This window comes from Citrobacter sp. Res13-Sevr-PEB04-36 (genome assembly GCF_015672735.1).
In the GTDB taxonomy this organism is placed as follows: domain Bacteria; phylum Pseudomonadota; class Gammaproteobacteria; order Enterobacterales; family Enterobacteriaceae; genus Citrobacter.
In genome coordinates this window covers 36,646-52,909 of the sequence record NZ_JADABY010000042.1, presented here as the reverse complement: position 1 = coordinate 52,909, position 16,264 = coordinate 36,646, and the positions used below count along the sequence as shown (strand labels likewise).

At 53.4% G+C, this 16,264-nt stretch carries 16 protein-coding genes; 7 read left to right on the top strand and 9 right to left on the bottom strand.

The window, feature by feature from the left end; genetic code table 11:
- Positions 1–25 precede the first annotated feature (25 nt).
- From ruvB to aspS, 6 genes are all read right to left on the bottom strand, one after another.
- Positions 26–1,036 carry a Holliday junction branch migration DNA helicase RuvB gene (gene ruvB, locus IMQ48_RS12260; RefSeq protein ID WP_115258769.1) on the bottom strand — a complete coding sequence of 337 codons (1,011 nt, stop codon included), beginning with the start codon at positions 1,034–1,036 and terminating at the stop codon, positions 26–28.
- Between the two features lie 8 nt (positions 1,037–1,044).
- Positions 1,045–1,656, bottom strand: coding sequence for a Holliday junction branch migration protein RuvA (gene ruvA / locus IMQ48_RS12255; protein WP_196209259.1), 612 nt, complete (start codon positions 1,654–1,656; stop codon positions 1,045–1,047).
- A gap of 82 nt (positions 1,657–1,738) precedes the next feature.
- The gene (ruvC, locus tag IMQ48_RS12250; RefSeq protein ID WP_045444124.1) at positions 1,739–2,260 is read right to left on the bottom strand and encodes a crossover junction endodeoxyribonuclease RuvC; all 522 of its coding nucleotides are present in this window, start codon (positions 2,258–2,260) and stop codon (positions 1,739–1,741) included.
- A gap of 34 nt (positions 2,261–2,294) precedes the next feature.
- Positions 2,295–3,038, bottom strand: coding sequence for a YebC/PmpR family DNA-binding transcriptional regulator (locus tag IMQ48_RS12245; RefSeq protein ID WP_196209258.1), 744 nt, complete (start codon positions 3,036–3,038; stop codon positions 2,295–2,297).
- Positions 3,039–3,066: 28 nt separating this feature from the next.
- Positions 3,067–3,510, bottom strand: a complete 444-nt coding sequence (gene nudB / locus IMQ48_RS12240) for a dihydroneopterin triphosphate diphosphatase (protein WP_096757436.1) — start codon at positions 3,508–3,510, stop codon at positions 3,067–3,069.
- Between the two features lies 1 nt (position 3,511).
- A complete protein-coding gene (gene aspS, locus IMQ48_RS12235) occupies positions 3,512–5,284 on the bottom strand; it encodes an aspartate--tRNA ligase (protein WP_196209257.1) in 1,773 nt (590 codons plus the stop codon).
- Positions 5,285–5,571: 287 nt separating this feature from the next.
- Between aspS and IMQ48_RS12230 the strand changes: the two genes are divergently transcribed.
- The 5 genes from IMQ48_RS12230 to cmoB all read left to right on the top strand — a co-directional run bounded on the left by IMQ48_RS12230 (position 5,572) and on the right by cmoB (position 9,349).
- Positions 5,572–6,138 (top strand): hydrolase, encoded by a 567-nt coding sequence (locus IMQ48_RS12230; protein ID WP_196209256.1) that lies wholly within the window; start codon positions 5,572–5,574, stop codon positions 6,136–6,138.
- Positions 6,135–6,953, top strand: a complete 819-nt coding sequence (locus tag IMQ48_RS12225) for a DUF72 domain-containing protein (RefSeq protein ID WP_196209255.1) — start codon at positions 6,135–6,137, stop codon at positions 6,951–6,953. The genes IMQ48_RS12230 and IMQ48_RS12225 overlap by 4 nt, the downstream gene beginning before the upstream one ends.
- A 251-nt stretch (positions 6,954–7,204) precedes the next feature.
- On the top strand, positions 7,205–7,600 hold the full coding sequence (locus IMQ48_RS12220; RefSeq protein WP_196209254.1) for an MAPEG family protein: 396 nt from the start codon (positions 7,205–7,207) through the stop codon (positions 7,598–7,600).
- A 40-nt stretch (positions 7,601–7,640) separates the two neighbouring features.
- Positions 7,641–8,384 (top strand): carboxy-S-adenosyl-L-methionine synthase CmoA, encoded by a 744-nt coding sequence (cmoA, locus tag IMQ48_RS12215; RefSeq protein ID WP_196209253.1) that lies wholly within the window; start codon positions 7,641–7,643, stop codon positions 8,382–8,384.
- Positions 8,381–9,349, top strand: coding sequence for a tRNA 5-methoxyuridine(34)/uridine 5-oxyacetic acid(34) synthase CmoB (gene cmoB / locus IMQ48_RS12210; protein ID WP_196209252.1), 969 nt, complete (start codon positions 8,381–8,383; stop codon positions 9,347–9,349). Before cmoA ends, cmoB begins: the two co-directional genes overlap by 4 nt.
- Before the next feature lie 235 nt (positions 9,350–9,584).
- On the opposite strand, the gene cutC is transcribed toward cmoB, so the two are convergent.
- Together cutC and IMQ48_RS12200 are read right to left on the bottom strand one after the other, a co-directional pair.
- Positions 9,585–10,331 (bottom strand): copper homeostasis protein CutC, encoded by a 747-nt coding sequence (cutC, locus tag IMQ48_RS12205; protein WP_196209251.1) that lies wholly within the window; start codon positions 10,329–10,331, stop codon positions 9,585–9,587.
- 2 nt (positions 10,332–10,333) lie between these two features.
- Complete coding sequence (locus IMQ48_RS12200; RefSeq protein WP_196209250.1) at positions 10,334–10,900, bottom strand: VOC family protein; 567 nt, start codon at positions 10,898–10,900, stop codon at positions 10,334–10,336.
- Between the two features lie 238 nt (positions 10,901–11,138).
- On the opposite strand from IMQ48_RS12200, the gene argS reads away from it, so the two are divergent.
- Positions 11,139–12,872 carry an arginine--tRNA ligase gene (gene argS, locus IMQ48_RS12195; protein ID WP_196209249.1) on the top strand — a complete coding sequence of 578 codons (1,734 nt, stop codon included), beginning with the start codon at positions 11,139–11,141 and terminating at the stop codon, positions 12,870–12,872.
- Positions 12,873–13,057: 185 nt separating this feature from the next.
- Entirely contained in the window at positions 13,058–14,995 is a 1,938-nt protein-coding gene (mrdA, locus tag IMQ48_RS12190; RefSeq protein WP_196209248.1) for a penicillin-binding protein 2, read from the top strand.
- Here mrdA and IMQ48_RS12185 read toward each other — a convergent pair.
- Positions 14,967–16,106 carry a glycoside hydrolase family 105 protein gene (locus IMQ48_RS12185; protein ID WP_196209247.1) on the bottom strand — a complete coding sequence of 380 codons (1,140 nt, stop codon included), beginning with the start codon at positions 16,104–16,106 and terminating at the stop codon, positions 14,967–14,969. The two genes, mrdA and IMQ48_RS12185, sit on opposite strands and share 29 nt — an antisense overlap.
- Positions 16,107–16,264 lie beyond the last annotated feature (158 nt).

Genomic DNA, 16,264 nt, shown 5'->3' with positions numbered 1-16,264 from the left:
GAAGCCGCCATCCGGCATAAAAAACTTAAGGCATTTGCGGCGGCGTAATACCGAAATGGTTCCAGGCGCGCACCGTCGCCATACGTCCGCGCGGTGTACGCTGCAAGAAGCCCTGCTGAATCAAATATGGCTCCAGCACGTCCTCAATCGTTTCGCGCTCTTCGCCAATCGCGGCGGCGAGGTTATCCAGCCCTACCGGCCCACCGAAGAATTTATCGATCACTGCCAGTAGTAGCTTACGGTCCATGTAATCGAACCCTTCAGCGTCCACATTGAGCATATCCAGCGCCTGGGCGGCAATGTCTGCCGAGATGGTGCCGTCATGCTTCACCTCGGCGAAGTCACGCACGCGACGCAGCAGACGGTTGGCAATACGCGGCGTTCCGCGCGCACGACGAGCGACTTCCAGCGCACCCTCCTCGCTCATCTCCAACCCCATATAGCGCGCACTGCGCCCTACAATGTGCTGAAGATCGGCAACCTGATAAAACTCCAGTCGTTGCACGATACCAAAACGGTCACGCAGTGGAGAGGTTAACGACCCGGCACGGGTTGTCGCGCCAATCAGCGTAAACGGCGGCAGGTCAATCTTGATCGAGCGTGCAGCAGGCCCTTCGCCGATCATGATATCCAGCTGATAGTCTTCCATCGCCGGATATAATACCTCTTCCACGACCGGCGATAAGCGATGGATCTCATCGATAAACAGCACGTCGTGCGGCTCGAGGTTCGTCAGCATTGCCGCCAAATCGCCCGCTTTTTCCAGCACCGGGCCGGAGGTGGTACGCAGGTTTACGCCCATTTCATTGGCGACAATATTGGCAAGCGTGGTTTTTCCGAGACCCGGAGGACCAAAGATCAGCAGGTGGTCGAGGGCATCACCGCGCAACTTCGCCGCCTGGATAAAAATCTCCATTTGCGAACGAACCTGAGGCTGACCGATATACTCATCGAGCAACTTGGGGCGGATCGCACGATCCACGATGTCTTCAGGTATCGTGCTGGCAGCTGAAATCAGACGGTCTGCTTCAATCATCCTTTACCTCACAATGCAGCGCGGAGCGCTTCACGAATCAGGGTTTCACTGCTGGCATCAGGGCGGGCAATTTTACTCACCATGCGGCTGGCTTCCTGTGGTTTATAGCCCAGAGCCACCAGCGCAGCAACGGCTTCCTGTTCGGCGTCATCCGTCACCGGACCCGCAGGTGACGTCAGCACCAGATCGGCCGCCGGTGTGAACAGATCGCCATGCAAGCCTTTAAAGCGGTCTTTCATTTCAACAATCAGGCGCTCAGCGGTTTTCTTACCAATACCCGGCAGTTTCACCAGCGCACCGAGCTCTTCGCGTTCAACCGCGTTAACAAACTGCTGCGCCGACATACCGGAGAGGATCGCCAGCGCCAGCTTCGGCCCGACGCCGTTGGTTTTAATCAGCTCTTTAAACAGCGTGCGTTCCTGCTTGTTATTAAAGCCATACAGCAGTTGCGCATCTTCCCGCACGACGAAGTGAGTGAAGATTATCGCTTCCTGCCCGGCTTCTGGCAGCTCGTAAAAACAGGTCATCGGCATATGCACTTCATAGCCTACGCCGCCCGTTTCCAGAAGAACCAGCGGGGGTTGTTTTTCGAGAATGATGCCTCTGAGTCTGCCTATCACATGACGCTCCTGCGTTACGGGCTAAAAAAGGTAATGCGCTATCATAAAAAAAGGCTGGATAGATATCCAGCCTCATTTGTCATTAACGTAGTCGACCACGCGCTAAATTCAGCCGAGTGTCGCTCATTTGCATGGCATTCTGGCTGACGTGACAGTGGGTAATGGCGATGGCCAGCGCATCCGCGGCATCGGCCTGGGGATTTGCGGGGAGTTTTAGCAACGTGCGCACCATGTGCTGCACCTGACTTTTCTCCGCACTGCCTATCCCGACGACGGTTTGCTTCACCTGACGTGCCGCATATTCAAACACCGGAAGGTCCTGGTTGACAGCAGCAACAATCGCCACGCCGCGCGCCTGCCCCAGTTTAAGCGCCGAATCGGCGTTTTTCGCCATAAATACTTGCTCAATGGCAAAGTAGTCTGGCTGAAACTGGGTAATGATTTCCGACACACCTGCATAAATCAGCTTCAGGCGCGACGGTAAATCATCCACTTTGGTACGAATGCATCCACTGCCCAGATAGGTCAGTTGTCGACCGACCTGGCGGATCACGCCATAGCCGGTGATGCGCGAGCCCGGGTCAATGCCGAGAATAATGGACATCACGCATCTCCTGTTATTTTACCGCTCAACCACGTCATTCTAACGTAGCAGCAACCTCGTCGGAGATTTCACCGTTGTGGTAAACTTCCTGCACGTCATCGCAGTCTTCCAGCATATCGATCAGACGCAACAGCTTCGGTGCCGTTTCTGCATCCATGTCCGCTTTGGTGGACGGGATCATCGTAACTTCAGCGCTGTCCGCTTTCAGACCAGCGGCTTCCAGTGCATCACGCACTTTGCCCATCTCTTCCCATGCGGTGTAGACGTCAATCGCTCCGTCATCATAGGTCACAACGTCTTCAGCACCGGCTTCCAGCGCGGCTTCCATGATGGTGTCTTCGTCGCCTTGCTCAAAGGAGATAACGCCTTTTTTGCTAAACAGGTACGCAACAGAACCGTCAGTGCCCAGGTTACCACCGGTTTTAGTGAACGCATGACGCACTTCCGCAACGGTACGGTTACGGTTGTCAGACAGGCATTCAATCATGACCGCAGTCCCACCAGGACCGTAACCTTCATAAATGATGGTTTCCATGTTTGCGTCTTCGTCACCGCCCACGCCGCGTGCGATAGCACGGTTCAGGGTGTCACGCGTCATATTGTTAGACAACGCTTTATCGACAGCCGCACGCAGACGCGGGTTAGCGTCCGGATCGCCACCACCAAGTTTAGCGGCCGTGACCAGCTCGCGAATGATTTTGGTGAAGATCTTGCCGCGCTTGGAATCCTGCGCTGCTTTACGGTGTCTGGTGTTGGCCCATTTACTATGACCTGCCATAAATAATATCTCCAAAAAGCGCGCCTTCTCAGGCGACGTTAATTACAAATTCTTCAATCGCCTGCCGGTTACTCCACGACTTGGTTAATTGCGCAGCTTCCGCCGCATCAACCCAACGATAGGTCAGATGTTCAGTGAACACGATCTCTCGTTCCGAGGGGAGCGCCAGGCAAAACCAGGATTCCGTATTCCGTTCGATTCCTGGTGCATAGCGATGACGTAAATGGCTAAAAATCTCAAACTCCACCGTGCGCTGACAGTCAATTAAGGTCAGTTGCTCGCGGGCAACATCAATGGTGACCTCTTCCTTTACTTCACGCATAGCGGCTTGCGACGCGGTTTCACCCTCTTCGAGGCTGCCGGTGACCGACTGCCAGAAATCAGGATCGTCGCGTCGCTGTAACATCAGCACTCTCCCGGTGTCCTTTGCATAAATCACGACTAACACCGAGACAGGCTGTTTGTATGTCATATCAGTTATTCTCGGCCTTCTTCACAACCTGAATGCTCAGTTCCGCCAGCGCAGCGTCGTTGGCAAAGCTTGGCGCTTCGGTCATCAGACACGCGGCAGCCGTGGTTTTCGGGAAAGCAATAACGTCACGAATGTTATCGGTACCGGTCAGCAGCATGGTCAGACGATCCAGACCAAACGCCAGGCCCGCGTGCGGCGGAGTACCGTATTTCAGCGCGTCCAGCAGGAAGCCGAACTTCTCACGCTGTTCTTGCTCGTTAATGCCCAGAATACCAAACACGGTTTGCTGCATGTCGCCGTTGTGAATACGCACAGAACCGCCGCCCACTTCGTAACCATTGATGACCATATCGTAAGCATTGGCAACCGCCTCTTCCGGCGCGGCTTTCAGCTCAGCGGCCGTCATGTCTTTCGGCGCGGTAAACGGATGGTGCATCGCGGTCAGGCCACCTTCACCGTCGTCTTCAAACATCGGGAAGTCGATAACCCACAGCGGCGCCCATTTGGTTTCGTCGGTCAGGCTCAGATCTTTACCCAGTTTCAGACGCAGTGCGCCCATCGAGTCAGCAACCACTTTCTTGTTGTCTGCGCCGAAGAAAATCATGTCGCCATCTTGTGCGCCGGTGCGTTCAAGAATCGCGTCAACGATATCGGCATTCAGGAACTTAGCAACTGGGCTGGTAATCCCTTCCAGACCTTTCGCACGTTCGGTGACTTTAATGTAAGCCAGACCCTTCGCGCCGTAGATCTTGATGAAGTTACCGTAATCGTCGATCTGTTTACGGCTTAAGCTGGCCCCACCCGGCACACGCAGTGCAGCCACGCGGCCTTTGGCATCATTAGCCGGGCCGGAGAAGACGGCGAAATCAACGGACTTCAGCAGATCAGCAACGTCAACCAACTCCATCGGGTTACGCAGATCCGGTTTATCGGAGCCGTAGCGACGTTCAGCTTCCGCAAAGGTCATGATCGGGAAATCTCCCAAATCCACACCTTTTACTTCCAGCCACAGATTACGCACTAACGCTTCCATCACTTCACGCACCTGCGGTGCAGTCATGAAGGAAGTCTCAACATCGATCTGGGTAAATTCAGGTTGACGGTCAGCACGTAAGTCTTCGTCACGGAAGCACTTTACTATCTGATAGTAACGGTCAAAGCCAGACATCATCAGCAGCTGCTTGAACAGCTGTGGGGACTGCGGCAGGGCGTAGAATTTGCCTTTATGGACGCGGGAAGGCACCAGATAGTCACGTGCGCCTTCCGGGGTCGCTTTGGTCAGCATCGGCGTTTCGATGTCGAGGAAGCCGTGGTCGTCCATAAAACGACGCACCAGGCTGGTGATTTTGGCACGTGTTTTCAGACGCTGCGCCATTTCCGGACGACGCAGATCCAGATAGCGATACTTCAGACGCGCTTCTTCGGTGTTAACGTGGTTAGAGTCCAGCGGCAGCGAGTCTGAACGGTTGATGATGGTCAGATCGGACGCCAGTACTTCAATTTCGCCGGTCGCCATGTCGGCGTTGACGTTTTTCGCATCACGCGCACGCACGGTGCCCGTAACCTGGATGCAGAACTCATTACGCAGTTCGGAGGCCAGCTTTAACGCGTCCGCACGGTCCGGATCGAAAAATACCTGCACGATACCTTCGCGGTCGCGCATGTCGATGAAGATCAGGCTACCAAGATCACGACGACGGTTGACCCAACCACACAGAGTCACCTGCTGCCCCTCGTGGGACAGACGTAGCTGTCCGCAATATTCTGTACGCATGAGATATCCCTTAACTTTGCCGCAGGCGGATTGTCACCTGCCTTGCAGATGACGAAGTCGCAGCTTTAGCTGAATGTCACAACTGAATGAAAAAAGGCGGCTATTATACTGGAAATTCTGCCGCACGATAAGAGGCTACTGGGGTAGACTCTCAGTCCGGTACTGACTGTACGCGTGTTTCCTACGCGGGTATTGCGTAATCTCACAAAAAATAACAAAAATTGTCGCCCCTTTCACACACAATCGCGATTAAGGTGTAACGGAATTCAATTTTGACTGGAGTCACCATGCTGGAACTGAACACTAAAACCACCGCCCTTGTCGTTATCGACCTACAGGAAGGGATCTTGCCTTTCGCCGGCGGCCCCCATTCGGCAAGCGACGTCGTGACCCGCGCCGCACGTCTGGCGGCACAATTCCGTGCTCACGGTTCACCGGTGGTGATGGTTCGCGTCGGCTGGTCTGACGATTACGCCGAAGCGCTGAAACAGCCAGTTGACGCCCAGACACCGGCTAAAGCACTCCCTGCAAACTGGTGGGACTATCCAACCGCACTGGGCAAAAACGCCAGCGACCTCGAAGTCACCAAACGTCAATGGGGAGCCTTTTACGGCACCGACCTGGAGCTACAGCTGCGTCGCCGGGGCGTTGACACAATCGTGTTGTGTGGGATTTCCACCAACATCGGCGTGGAGTCAACGGCGCGTAACGCCTGGGAACTGGGTTTTAACCTGGTGATTGCCGAAGATGCCTGTAGCGCGGCGAGTGCCGATCAGCATCAGGGCAGCATGACACATATCTTCCCGCGCATTGCGCGCGTGCGCAGCGTGGACGAGATCCTGCAGGCGCTATGATCTATATTGGCCTGCCGCAGTGGTCGCACCCGAAGTGGGTGCGCCTGGGGATCACCAGCCTTGAAGAGTATGCCCACCACTTTAACTGTGTGGAGGGCAATACCACACTCTACGCGCTGCCAAAAGCCGAGATTGTTACGCGCTGGCAGGCGCAGACTAGCGACGACTTTCGCTTCTGCTTTAAGTTTCCGGCCACCGTTTCACATCAGGCCGCGCTGCGTAACCGTGATGATTTGGTGCAGGAATTTTTCACTCGCTTGTCACCTCTGGAAGCGCGAATCGGGCAATATTGGTTGCAGCTACCCGCGACCTTTTCTCCCCACGACCTCCCTGCCCTGTGGACGTTTCTTGATGCGCTGCCCACATCGTTCACCTATGGGGTTGAAGTTCGCCATCCGGAATTTTTTGCCAAAGGTGATGCCGAGAAACGGTTCAATCGCGGTTTACATGAGCGTAGGGTCAATCGAGTAATTTTAGATAGCCGGCCGGTACACGCTGCGGTTCCTCACACTGAAGCCATACGAGATGCCCAACGCAAAAAACCAAAAGTTCCGGTCCATGCGGTGGTTACCGCGAACAACCCAATGGTGCGCTTTATCGGCAGCGATAATATGGAACAAAACCGGACGTTATTTAACGTATGGCTGACCAAACTGTCTCTCTGGAAGCAGACCACAACACCGTATCTTTTTTTACATACGCCAGACATCGCGCAGGCGCCGCAGTTGGTCGAGGCCTTATGGGGCGACCTGCGTGCCGCTCTGCCAGAGATCGGATCAGCGCCGTCTATTCCACAGCAATCTTCTCTTTTCTGAAAATGCCACCTATCATAGTCAATGCCATCAACCCAACCGCACTCTAAATAATTCGAGTTACAGGAAGATGGCAAGGGAGAGAATCCCCAGGAGTTTACATCAGTAAGTGACTGGGGGGAGCGACAAATCTGCCGGGGGCAGATTTGAACGCGGCCTGCAGCGGCCCTGAATGGGGCGAGACCCAGGGATGGGTCGAGTATCTACAGCCACCGCGCATGCAACTTGAAGTATGACGAGGAAAGGGAGTTTGTATGGTAAGCGCGCTATATGCCGTACTGGGTGCGTTATTGTTGATTAAGTTCTCCTTTGACGTTGTCCGTCTGCGTATGCAGTATCGCGTAGCCTATGGCGACGGCGGTTTTAGCGAACTACAAAGTGCGATTCGCATTCACGGTAATGCGGTGGAATATATTCCCGTCGCATTGGTGTTGCTGTTATTTATGGAAATGAACGGTGCAGAAACGTGGATGGTGCATATTTGCGGGCTGATGTTAATTGCCGGTCGGCTGATGCATTATTACGGATTCTACCACCGTCTGTTCCGCTGGCGTCGTTCCGGCATGAGCGCCACCTGGTGCTCGCTGGTGCTAATGGTGCTGGCGAATCTTTGGTATATGCCCTGGGAGTTGGTTTTCTCCCTGCATTAGCGCACAATACGCCACTTTATTTTTCCCGGATTTTTACGTTATGTCTCACCGCGACACGCTTTTTTCTGCGCCTATCGCCAGTCTGGGTGACTGGACCTTTGATGAACGGGTAGCTGAAGTCTTCCCGGATATGATCCAGCGTTCCGTTCCCGGCTACTCCAACATCATTTCGATGATTGGTATGTTGGCCGAACGTTTCGTGCAACCCAACACGCAGGTCTACGATCTGGGCTGCTCATTGGGCGCCGCGACGCTCTCGGTGCGTCGCAGTATTCAGCATGACAATTGTAAAATTATTGCCGTCGACAACTCCCCGGCCATGGTTGAACGCTGCCGCCGTCATATTGACGCCTATAAAGCCCCTATTCCGGTCGAGGTGGTCGAAGGGGATATTCGCAACATTACTATTGAAAACGCCTCAATGGTGGTGCTGAATTTTACCCTGCAATTCCTTGAGCCAGTGGAGCGCCAGGCATTGTTGGATAAGATTTATCAAGGGCTGAATCCTGGCGGCGCGCTGGTACTGTCGGAGAAATTCAGTTTCGAAGATGAAAAAGTTGGCGAGCTGCTATTCAACATGCACCACGATTTCAAGCGGGCAAATGGCTACAGCGAACTGGAGATCAGCCAGAAGCGCAGCATGCTGGAAAACGTGATGCTGACCGACTCGGTCGAAACTCACAAAGCGCGCCTGCATCAGGCAGGTTTTGAGCACAGCGAACTGTGGTTCCAGTGCTTCAACTTTGGTTCCCTGGTGGCGCTGAAAGCTGAGGTTGCGGCATGATCGACTTTGGTAACTTTTATCAGCTGATTGCCAAAAATCACCTTTCTCATTGGCTGGAAACGCTTCCCGCGCAAATTGCGAGCTGGCAGCGCGATCAGCACGGCCTGTTTAAGCAGTGGTCGAACGCGGTAGAGTTTCTGCCCGAACTGACGCCGCACCGTCTGGACTTGTTGCACAGCGTGACCGCTGAAAGCAAGGAGCCGCTCAGCGAAGGGCAGCTTAAACGCATCGATACGTTAATGCGCAATCTGATGCCGTGGCGTAAAGGGCCGTACTCACTGTATGGCGTCAATATCGATACCGAATGGCGTTCTGACTGGAAATGGGATCGCGTACTGCCGCATTTATCCGACCTGACCGGACGGACTATCCTGGATGTCGGCTGTGGCAGCGGGTATCACATGTGGCGCATGATTGGCGCGGGCGCGCACCTGGCAGTTGGAATTGATCCGACCCAGCTGTTCCTGTGTCAGTTCGAAGCGGTGCGTAAACTGCTGGGCAACGACCAGCGTGCGCATCTGCTGCCGCTGGGGATTGAACAGCTTCCGGCATTGAACGCGTTTGATACCGTTTTCTCAATGGGCGTGCTCTATCACCGTCGTTCTCCGCTGGAACATCTCTGGCAGTTGAAAGATCAACTGGTACAAGACGGTGAACTGGTACTGGAAACGCTGGTAGTTGAAGGAGACGAGAATACCGTGCTGGTGCCAGGTGACCGCTACGCACAAATGCGCAACGTCTACTTTATTCCGTCTGCACTGGCGTTGAAAAACTGGCTGGAGAAGTGCGGTTTTGTCGATGTCCGCATTGCCGACGTGTGTGTGACCACCACCGAAGAGCAGCGCCGCACCGAGTGGATGATTACCGAATCGCTGGCTGATTTCCTCGACCCGAACGACAGCAGTAAAACGGTAGAAGGCTACCCTGCCCCGCTGCGCGCGGTGCTGATTGCCCGTAAGCCGTGATGGATTGCCGGATGACCGTTACGTATAGCACCGTTTATCCAAAATAGTTCAAGTTGCAGCAAGGCGGCAACGCAGCAAATCCCTGGGAGCGTAGATAACTACGTGACCGGGGTGAGCAAGGCGGCCAACGCGGCTGCGGCTTGAAATATGAAGGAGAAAAAAAGGCCCCTGTTGAAATTGCAGGGGCCTGGTACGAGCAAGCATCATATTGGGCGACATGATGCAACGGTAAAAATCAGCTGGCCTGATGGTGCGCAATAATCGCTTTCATTTCAGCAACCGCCGCCCCGTCTACCGCATAGCGGGAATATTCATCCGCTTGCGCATCCGAAGACATCGACAACCCCGCATTGCGATAACGCATGGGAGAAGCCAACCAGACTCCGGCAGAACTGTGGACTTCCTGCACACCGGCGTCGAGGAATTGCGACAAATTCGCGGCGCGAACCCCCGCTCCGGCCATAATGATTGGAGCATCGGGCTGTGCAATAAGTTCCATTATTTTTGTTAAACCTTGCGCAGCATCTGATTTTTGCCCGGAAGTCAGCACTCTGGCGACACCCAAATCAGATAAGTTTTTTAGCGCATTTAAGGGGTTGACGCACATATCGAAGGCTCGATGAAACGTGACATTTAGCGGCCCTGCAGCTGCCATAATTTGTTCCATACGCGACATATCGACGTTGCCATCAACATCTAACAGCCCAGTCACCAGCCCTGAGAACCCAAGTTCTCTGACCATGGCAATATCATCCAGCATGACAGCGAACTCACCTTCGGTATAGCAAAAATCCCCGCCGCGCGGGCGAATAATCGGATTGACGGGAATATCGATATGCTGACGTACCTTACGTAATACACCCAGCGACGGGGTTAAGCCCCCTTCTTTGGGCGCCGAACACAGTTCAATACGATCCGCGCCATTTTGTTGCGCCGTCAGAGCACACTCCATGCTGTAACAGCAGATTTCCAGCAGTGCCATGTTTACTCCTGTTGTTCGCTTGCCACAATTTTTTCAATTGACCACGGATGAAACTTGATGGTCACGTTACCATCGCTAACCGCCAGCGTCGGGTTTGGTAAGCGCTCACGCTCGCCTTTCGGTGAACTGGTTTTGACGAAGATCCCAGGCTGGCTCAACCCATCATCGGAAAGCAACGCCAGCGCCCGTTCATTGAGCGTTTCCGGCTCGCCCGGCAGAACAATTTCAATATGCTCCCAACCTTCATGTGGGTAGCGTTTTTCACCCGGCCACGGCAGCTCCACAATAGAAAACCGCCAGTGTGCCACGCAAACAGGTTCATCCAGTTTGAACAGACAAATCGGTCTGCCGTTGATGATATTTTCCGACAGCAGCTCACCGCACTGTTCAAACCCGCGACGCCACCGCTCTGCTGTCGTATTCTGATGACAGCGCAGAGAGATGTGATCGGCTTCAAGTGGTGCAACATCCAGACCCAGACGGGTGGAAAGTTCTCTTAACGCCTGAGTGAAATGCCCTAAATTTGCGGAAATATCATGCAGTTCTGCAACGGTTTGCCAGTTCGCCATATTGAAAGCTCATATCCATGTTCAAAGCCGCTAATTTACTCTGTTGCGCAGCACCATCCAACCGCTGATTTTTTCACGGATAAAATGAATGGTTATGCGTAATTACACTGCGTCTATTTTAGACCGCGTGCGGCATGCGCAATGCTGACGGCAACGGGCATTTGCAGTATACTCCCGCCCTAAATTCTTAAACTGGCGCGGTGTATAGTAAAGCGCTTCATAAATGTAAGGTATTCCGGTGAATATTCAGGCTCTTCTCTCAGAAAAAGTCCGTCAGGCCATGATTGCTGCAGGTGCGCCTGCAGATTGCGAACCGCAGGTTCGTCAGTCAGCAAAAGTACAGTTCGGCGACTATCAGGCCAACGGCATGATGGCAGTTGCTAAAAAACTGGGTATGGCGCCGCGACAACTGGCAGAGCAGGTGCTGACTCATCTGGATCTCAACGGGATTGCCAACAAGGTTGAAATCGCTGGTCCAGGCTTTATCAATATTTTCCTCGACCCAGTATTTCTGGCGCAGCACGTGCAGCAGGCATTGGCCTCCGATCGTCTGGGCGTTGCGCAGCCAGAGAAGCAGACCGTCGTCGTTGACTACTCTGCGCCGAACGTGGCGAAAGAGATGCACGTAGGCCACCTTCGCTCCACCATCATCGGTGACGCGGCTGTCCGTACGCTGGAATTTCTCGGCCATAACGTCATCCGCGCAAACCACGTTGGTGACTGGGGTACCCAGTTCGGTATGCTCATCGCCTGGCTGGAAAAGCAGCAGCAGGAAAACGCGGGTGAAATGGCGCTGGCCGACCTTGAAGGTTTCTACCGTGACGCGAAAAAACATTACGATGAAGATGAGGAATTCGCCGAACGCGCCCGCAGTTACGTGGTGAAGTTGCAGGGCGGTGACGCTTACTTCCGCGAGATGTGGCGCAAACTGGTCGACATTACCATGTCGCAAAACCAGTTAACCTACGATCGTCTGAACGTAACGCTGACCCGCGACGACGTGATGGGCGAAAGCCTGTACAACCCGATGCTGCCTGGCATTGTTGCAGATCTAAAAGCCAAAGGTCTGGCTGTTGAAAGCGAAGGCGCGACCGTCGTATTCCTTGATGAGTATAAAAACAAGGAAGGCGAACCGATGGGCGTTATCATTCAGAAGAAAGATGGCGGCTATCTGTACACCACCACCGACATCGCCTGCGCCAAGTATCGTTACGAAACGCTGCATGCCGATCGCGTGCTGTATTATATCGACTCCCGTCAGCATCAGCATTTAATGCAGGCATGGACCATCGTACGTAAAGCCGGTTACGTACCAGACTCCGTACCGCTGGAACACCATATGTTCGGCATGATGCTCGGCAAAGACGGTAAACCGTTCAAAACCCGCGCAGGTGGCACGGTCAAACTGGCCGATCTGCTGGATGAAGCGCTGGAGCGTGCACGTCGTCTGGTGGCAGAGAAGAACCCAGATATGCCTGCCGACGAGCTGGAAAAACTGGCGAATGCGGTCGGTATCGGCGCCGTGAAGTATGCGGATCTGTCGAAAAACCGTACCACTGATTACATCTTCGACTGGGACAACATGCTGGCCTTCGAAGGCAATACCGCACCGTACATGCAGTATGCTTACACCCGCGTACTGTCCGTGTTCCGCAAAGCGGATATCGACGAAAGCGCGTTGGCTAACGCCCAGGTCTTCATCAACGAAGATCGTGAAGCCCAGCTGGCGGCGCGTCTGCTGCAGTTTGAAGAGACGCTGACCGTCGTTGCACGGGAAGGTACGCCGCACGTAATGTGCGCCTATCTTTACGATCTTGCTGGTCTGTTCTCTGGCTTCTATGAACATTGCCCGATCCTCAGCGCGGAGAGTGAAGAGATTCGTAACAGCCGCCTGAAGCTGGCACAGTTGACGGCGAAAACGCTGAAGCTGGGTCTGGATACACTGGGTATCGAAACCGTAGAACGCATGTAAGTTCGCTGATAACAGCAGGCCTGAGCCCGGGTGACGGACTCAGGCCTTTTTTTATTTCCGTAAAGGGCTATCTGTAACAATTCACAAGGAATGACACATTTCCGTAGAGGGATGGAACATCTTTTACCTGTTATCCCGTTTACGCCTCCGTATCATTAGGCGGCAAATTAATCAGGTACGGGCCAATGACATTCAGAGATTTTGAGGCGGAAGAGAAACTCTTTCAACGGCGGGTAATGGTGGCCTTTGGCCTGGTAGTCATCTGTTTTGGCATCCTGATTTACAATCTCTACAATTTGCAAATTCGCCAGCACCAGTATTACACCACCCGTTCGGATGCCAACGATATAAAAATGCTGCCCGTCGCCCCAACGCGAGGCATTATTTACGATCGCAACGGTATCCCGCTGGTACGCAACGTCACCTGGTACGATATTTCCGTCACCCCCTATAAAATCAACGATATGGATGCCTTGCTGAAGCAGCTAACGCCAATCGTTGATCTGACGCCTGATGATATCGATCAGTTTCGCCATGAACTCAAATCCAGCAGCCGCTATCGCCCTGTAGTGCTCAAAAATGCGCTGACCGATGTAGAAATCGCCCGTTTCTCGGTTAACCAGTTTCATTTCAGCGGTGTCACTGTTAACAGCTATGAAGATCGCCAGTACCCTTATGGCGCAGAGTTGGCGCATGTGCTCGGCTATGTATCAAAAATCAACGACAGCGACCTGAAGGCGTTGGATAAAAAAGGGATGGCGGAGAACTACGCAGCCGATCACAACATTGGCAAACAGGGAATCGAGCACTATTACGAAAACGATCTACACGGTAAAACGGGCTACCAGGAAGTCGAGGTCGATAACCACGGACGCATCGTGCGCCTGATAAAAGATGTACCGCCGGTTGCCGGAAAGGACATCCACCTGACGCTGGATTTGCACTTACAGGAATATATTGAGAGCCTGCTGGCAGGGCAACGCGCCGCCGTGCTGGTTGAAGATCCGCACGATGGCTCGGTGCTGGCGATGGTTTCTAACCCCAGCTATGACCCGAATCCGTTCGTCAAAGGTATCAGCTACCAGGAGTACAACACGCTGTTGCAGGATAAAGACCTGCCGTTGATTAACCGCGTCACGCAAGGTTTGTACCCTCCCGCCTCCACGGTCAAGCCGTACATGGCGATGTCAGCGTTACTCAATGACGTTATCACCCCGCAGACCAGCTTCTTTGGCGCGCCAACATGGACATTACCCGGCACTGAGCGACATTATCGTGACTGGAAAAAAACCGGTCATGGCATGCTGAACGTGACCAAAGCAATTGAAGAGTCCGCGGACACGTTCTTCTATCAGGTGGCGTATATGATGGGCATTGACCGAATCAACAGCATGCTCAGCCAGTTTGGTTACGGTAAACCCACCGGTATCGATCTTGATGAAGAGTACAATGGGCTGTTACCGAGCCGCGACTGGAAACAACGGGTGCATAAAAAAGCCTGGTATCAGGGAGACACCATTTCGGTTGGTATCGGTCAGGGATACTGGATTGCCACGCCAATCCAGATGGTAAAAGCAATGGTGGCGCTGATTAACAACGGGAAAGTGATTGCCCCTCACCTGCTGCAGGATGAAGAGAGTGGGAAAACCGTTACGCCTTACCATGCTGCCACGGTACCGTCACAAATTGCCTCTGCCTCATCACCCTATTGGGGGCTGGTACGCGAGGCGATGTTTGGCATGGCCAATGCGCCGAACGGGACTGGTTATAAATTCTTCCATACTGCACCTTACGGAATTGCCGCAAAAAGTGGAACCTCGCAGGTCTTCAGCCTGAAAGAAAACCAGACTTACAATGCGAAGATGATCCCCATCCGCCTGCGCGACCACGTGTTCTACACCGCATTTGCACCGTACAAAAACCCGAAAGTCGCCGTGGCGCTGATTCTGGAAAACGGTGGCAGCGACGGCGTTACCGCCGCGCCGGTTATGCGACAGATTATGGATCATTTGTTTGTGCCGCAGGAAAGCAGCATACAACCCGATAGCGCAACACAATCAAACCCGACGATCGCAACGTCATCGGGCACCGCCATCAAAAATACTTACGCAAGTACTCAGTGAGACACAGCATCGCCATCGCCTGGCCGTAAGGCATAGACGTGAGCGGAATATTGCGATAAAAATCGAGATTGTGCCCCATCCCAGTACCAAATGAGGTTTGCAGCAGCTCACCTTCCGGCGAGATATGCTGCACAATGCCTTTGATGGCGAGTTCTGCTACCGTCGCGTATTCCTGTCCGACGTAGCGTTTACGCACCGCTTTCAAAATCCCATACGCAAATCCGGCGGTGGCCGACGCTTCAAGGTAAGAGTGCGGATCGTCCAGTAACGTATGCCACAGACCACTTTGATCCTGACACGTCGCCAGGGCTGCAATTTGTGCATGCAGCACCTGCACCAGATAGCGACGAACGGCATTATTTTCCGGTAAATCGACCAGTTCGAGGAACTCCGGAATAACAATGGTTAACCAGCTGTTGCCGCGCGCCCAGCGGGCGTTGGCAAAGTTATGATGTCCCTCATAGCTCCAGCCGTGGAACCACAGACCTGTTTCTTTATCCATCAGGTTTTGCACATGTAACAGGAACTGATACGTCGCCTCTTCAACGTACTCGGGACGGTTAAGCAGTTTGCCAATCTTCGCCAGCGGTAAAACCGTCATCATTAGCGTGTCGTCCCACATCTGCTGATGATTCTCTTCTGCCAACGTGATGTGCTGCATACCACCAAAATCAGTACGTGGCATTTCATGCATCGCCCACTCGGCCCAGGTGTCAAGCCACGGCAAATACACCGGATTACTCGTTTCTTCATAGCGATACGCCAGCGTCAAAAACGGTGCCATAGTATTAACGTTTTTGGTCGTCGCGCCTTCAGCAAAGCGATCGGCAAACCAGCCATCGATGATATCGCGCATCGTTTCGTCGCCAGTTTGCTGATAATACTGGTACATCCCGTACAGGCCGACGCCATGCGTCCACTCCCATCCGGCCCAACCTTTGGTATCGATAACGCGTCCGTCGTCCAGTCGCAGCAAGAACTCACCGCTCTCATCGCAGATATTGACCAGGTTATGTGTCACCTTTTTGATAAGCGTTTTTAACGCATCTCTGGCAATAAAATGTTCTGGCTGACGTAACAACGGACTGTGTTTAACCGGATAAACCATCATCTACTTAACCTCCATGCTATGTCGAATTCAATACTGCGACCTGTTCCAGTTTCGGCGCAGCAGGTATATTTTTGCGGTAAGACCATAATGTCCGGGAAGATCTCTTCCTGACGATGAGCGGCAATCACGTCGTCTACGTCTGCACAACATTATTGGGA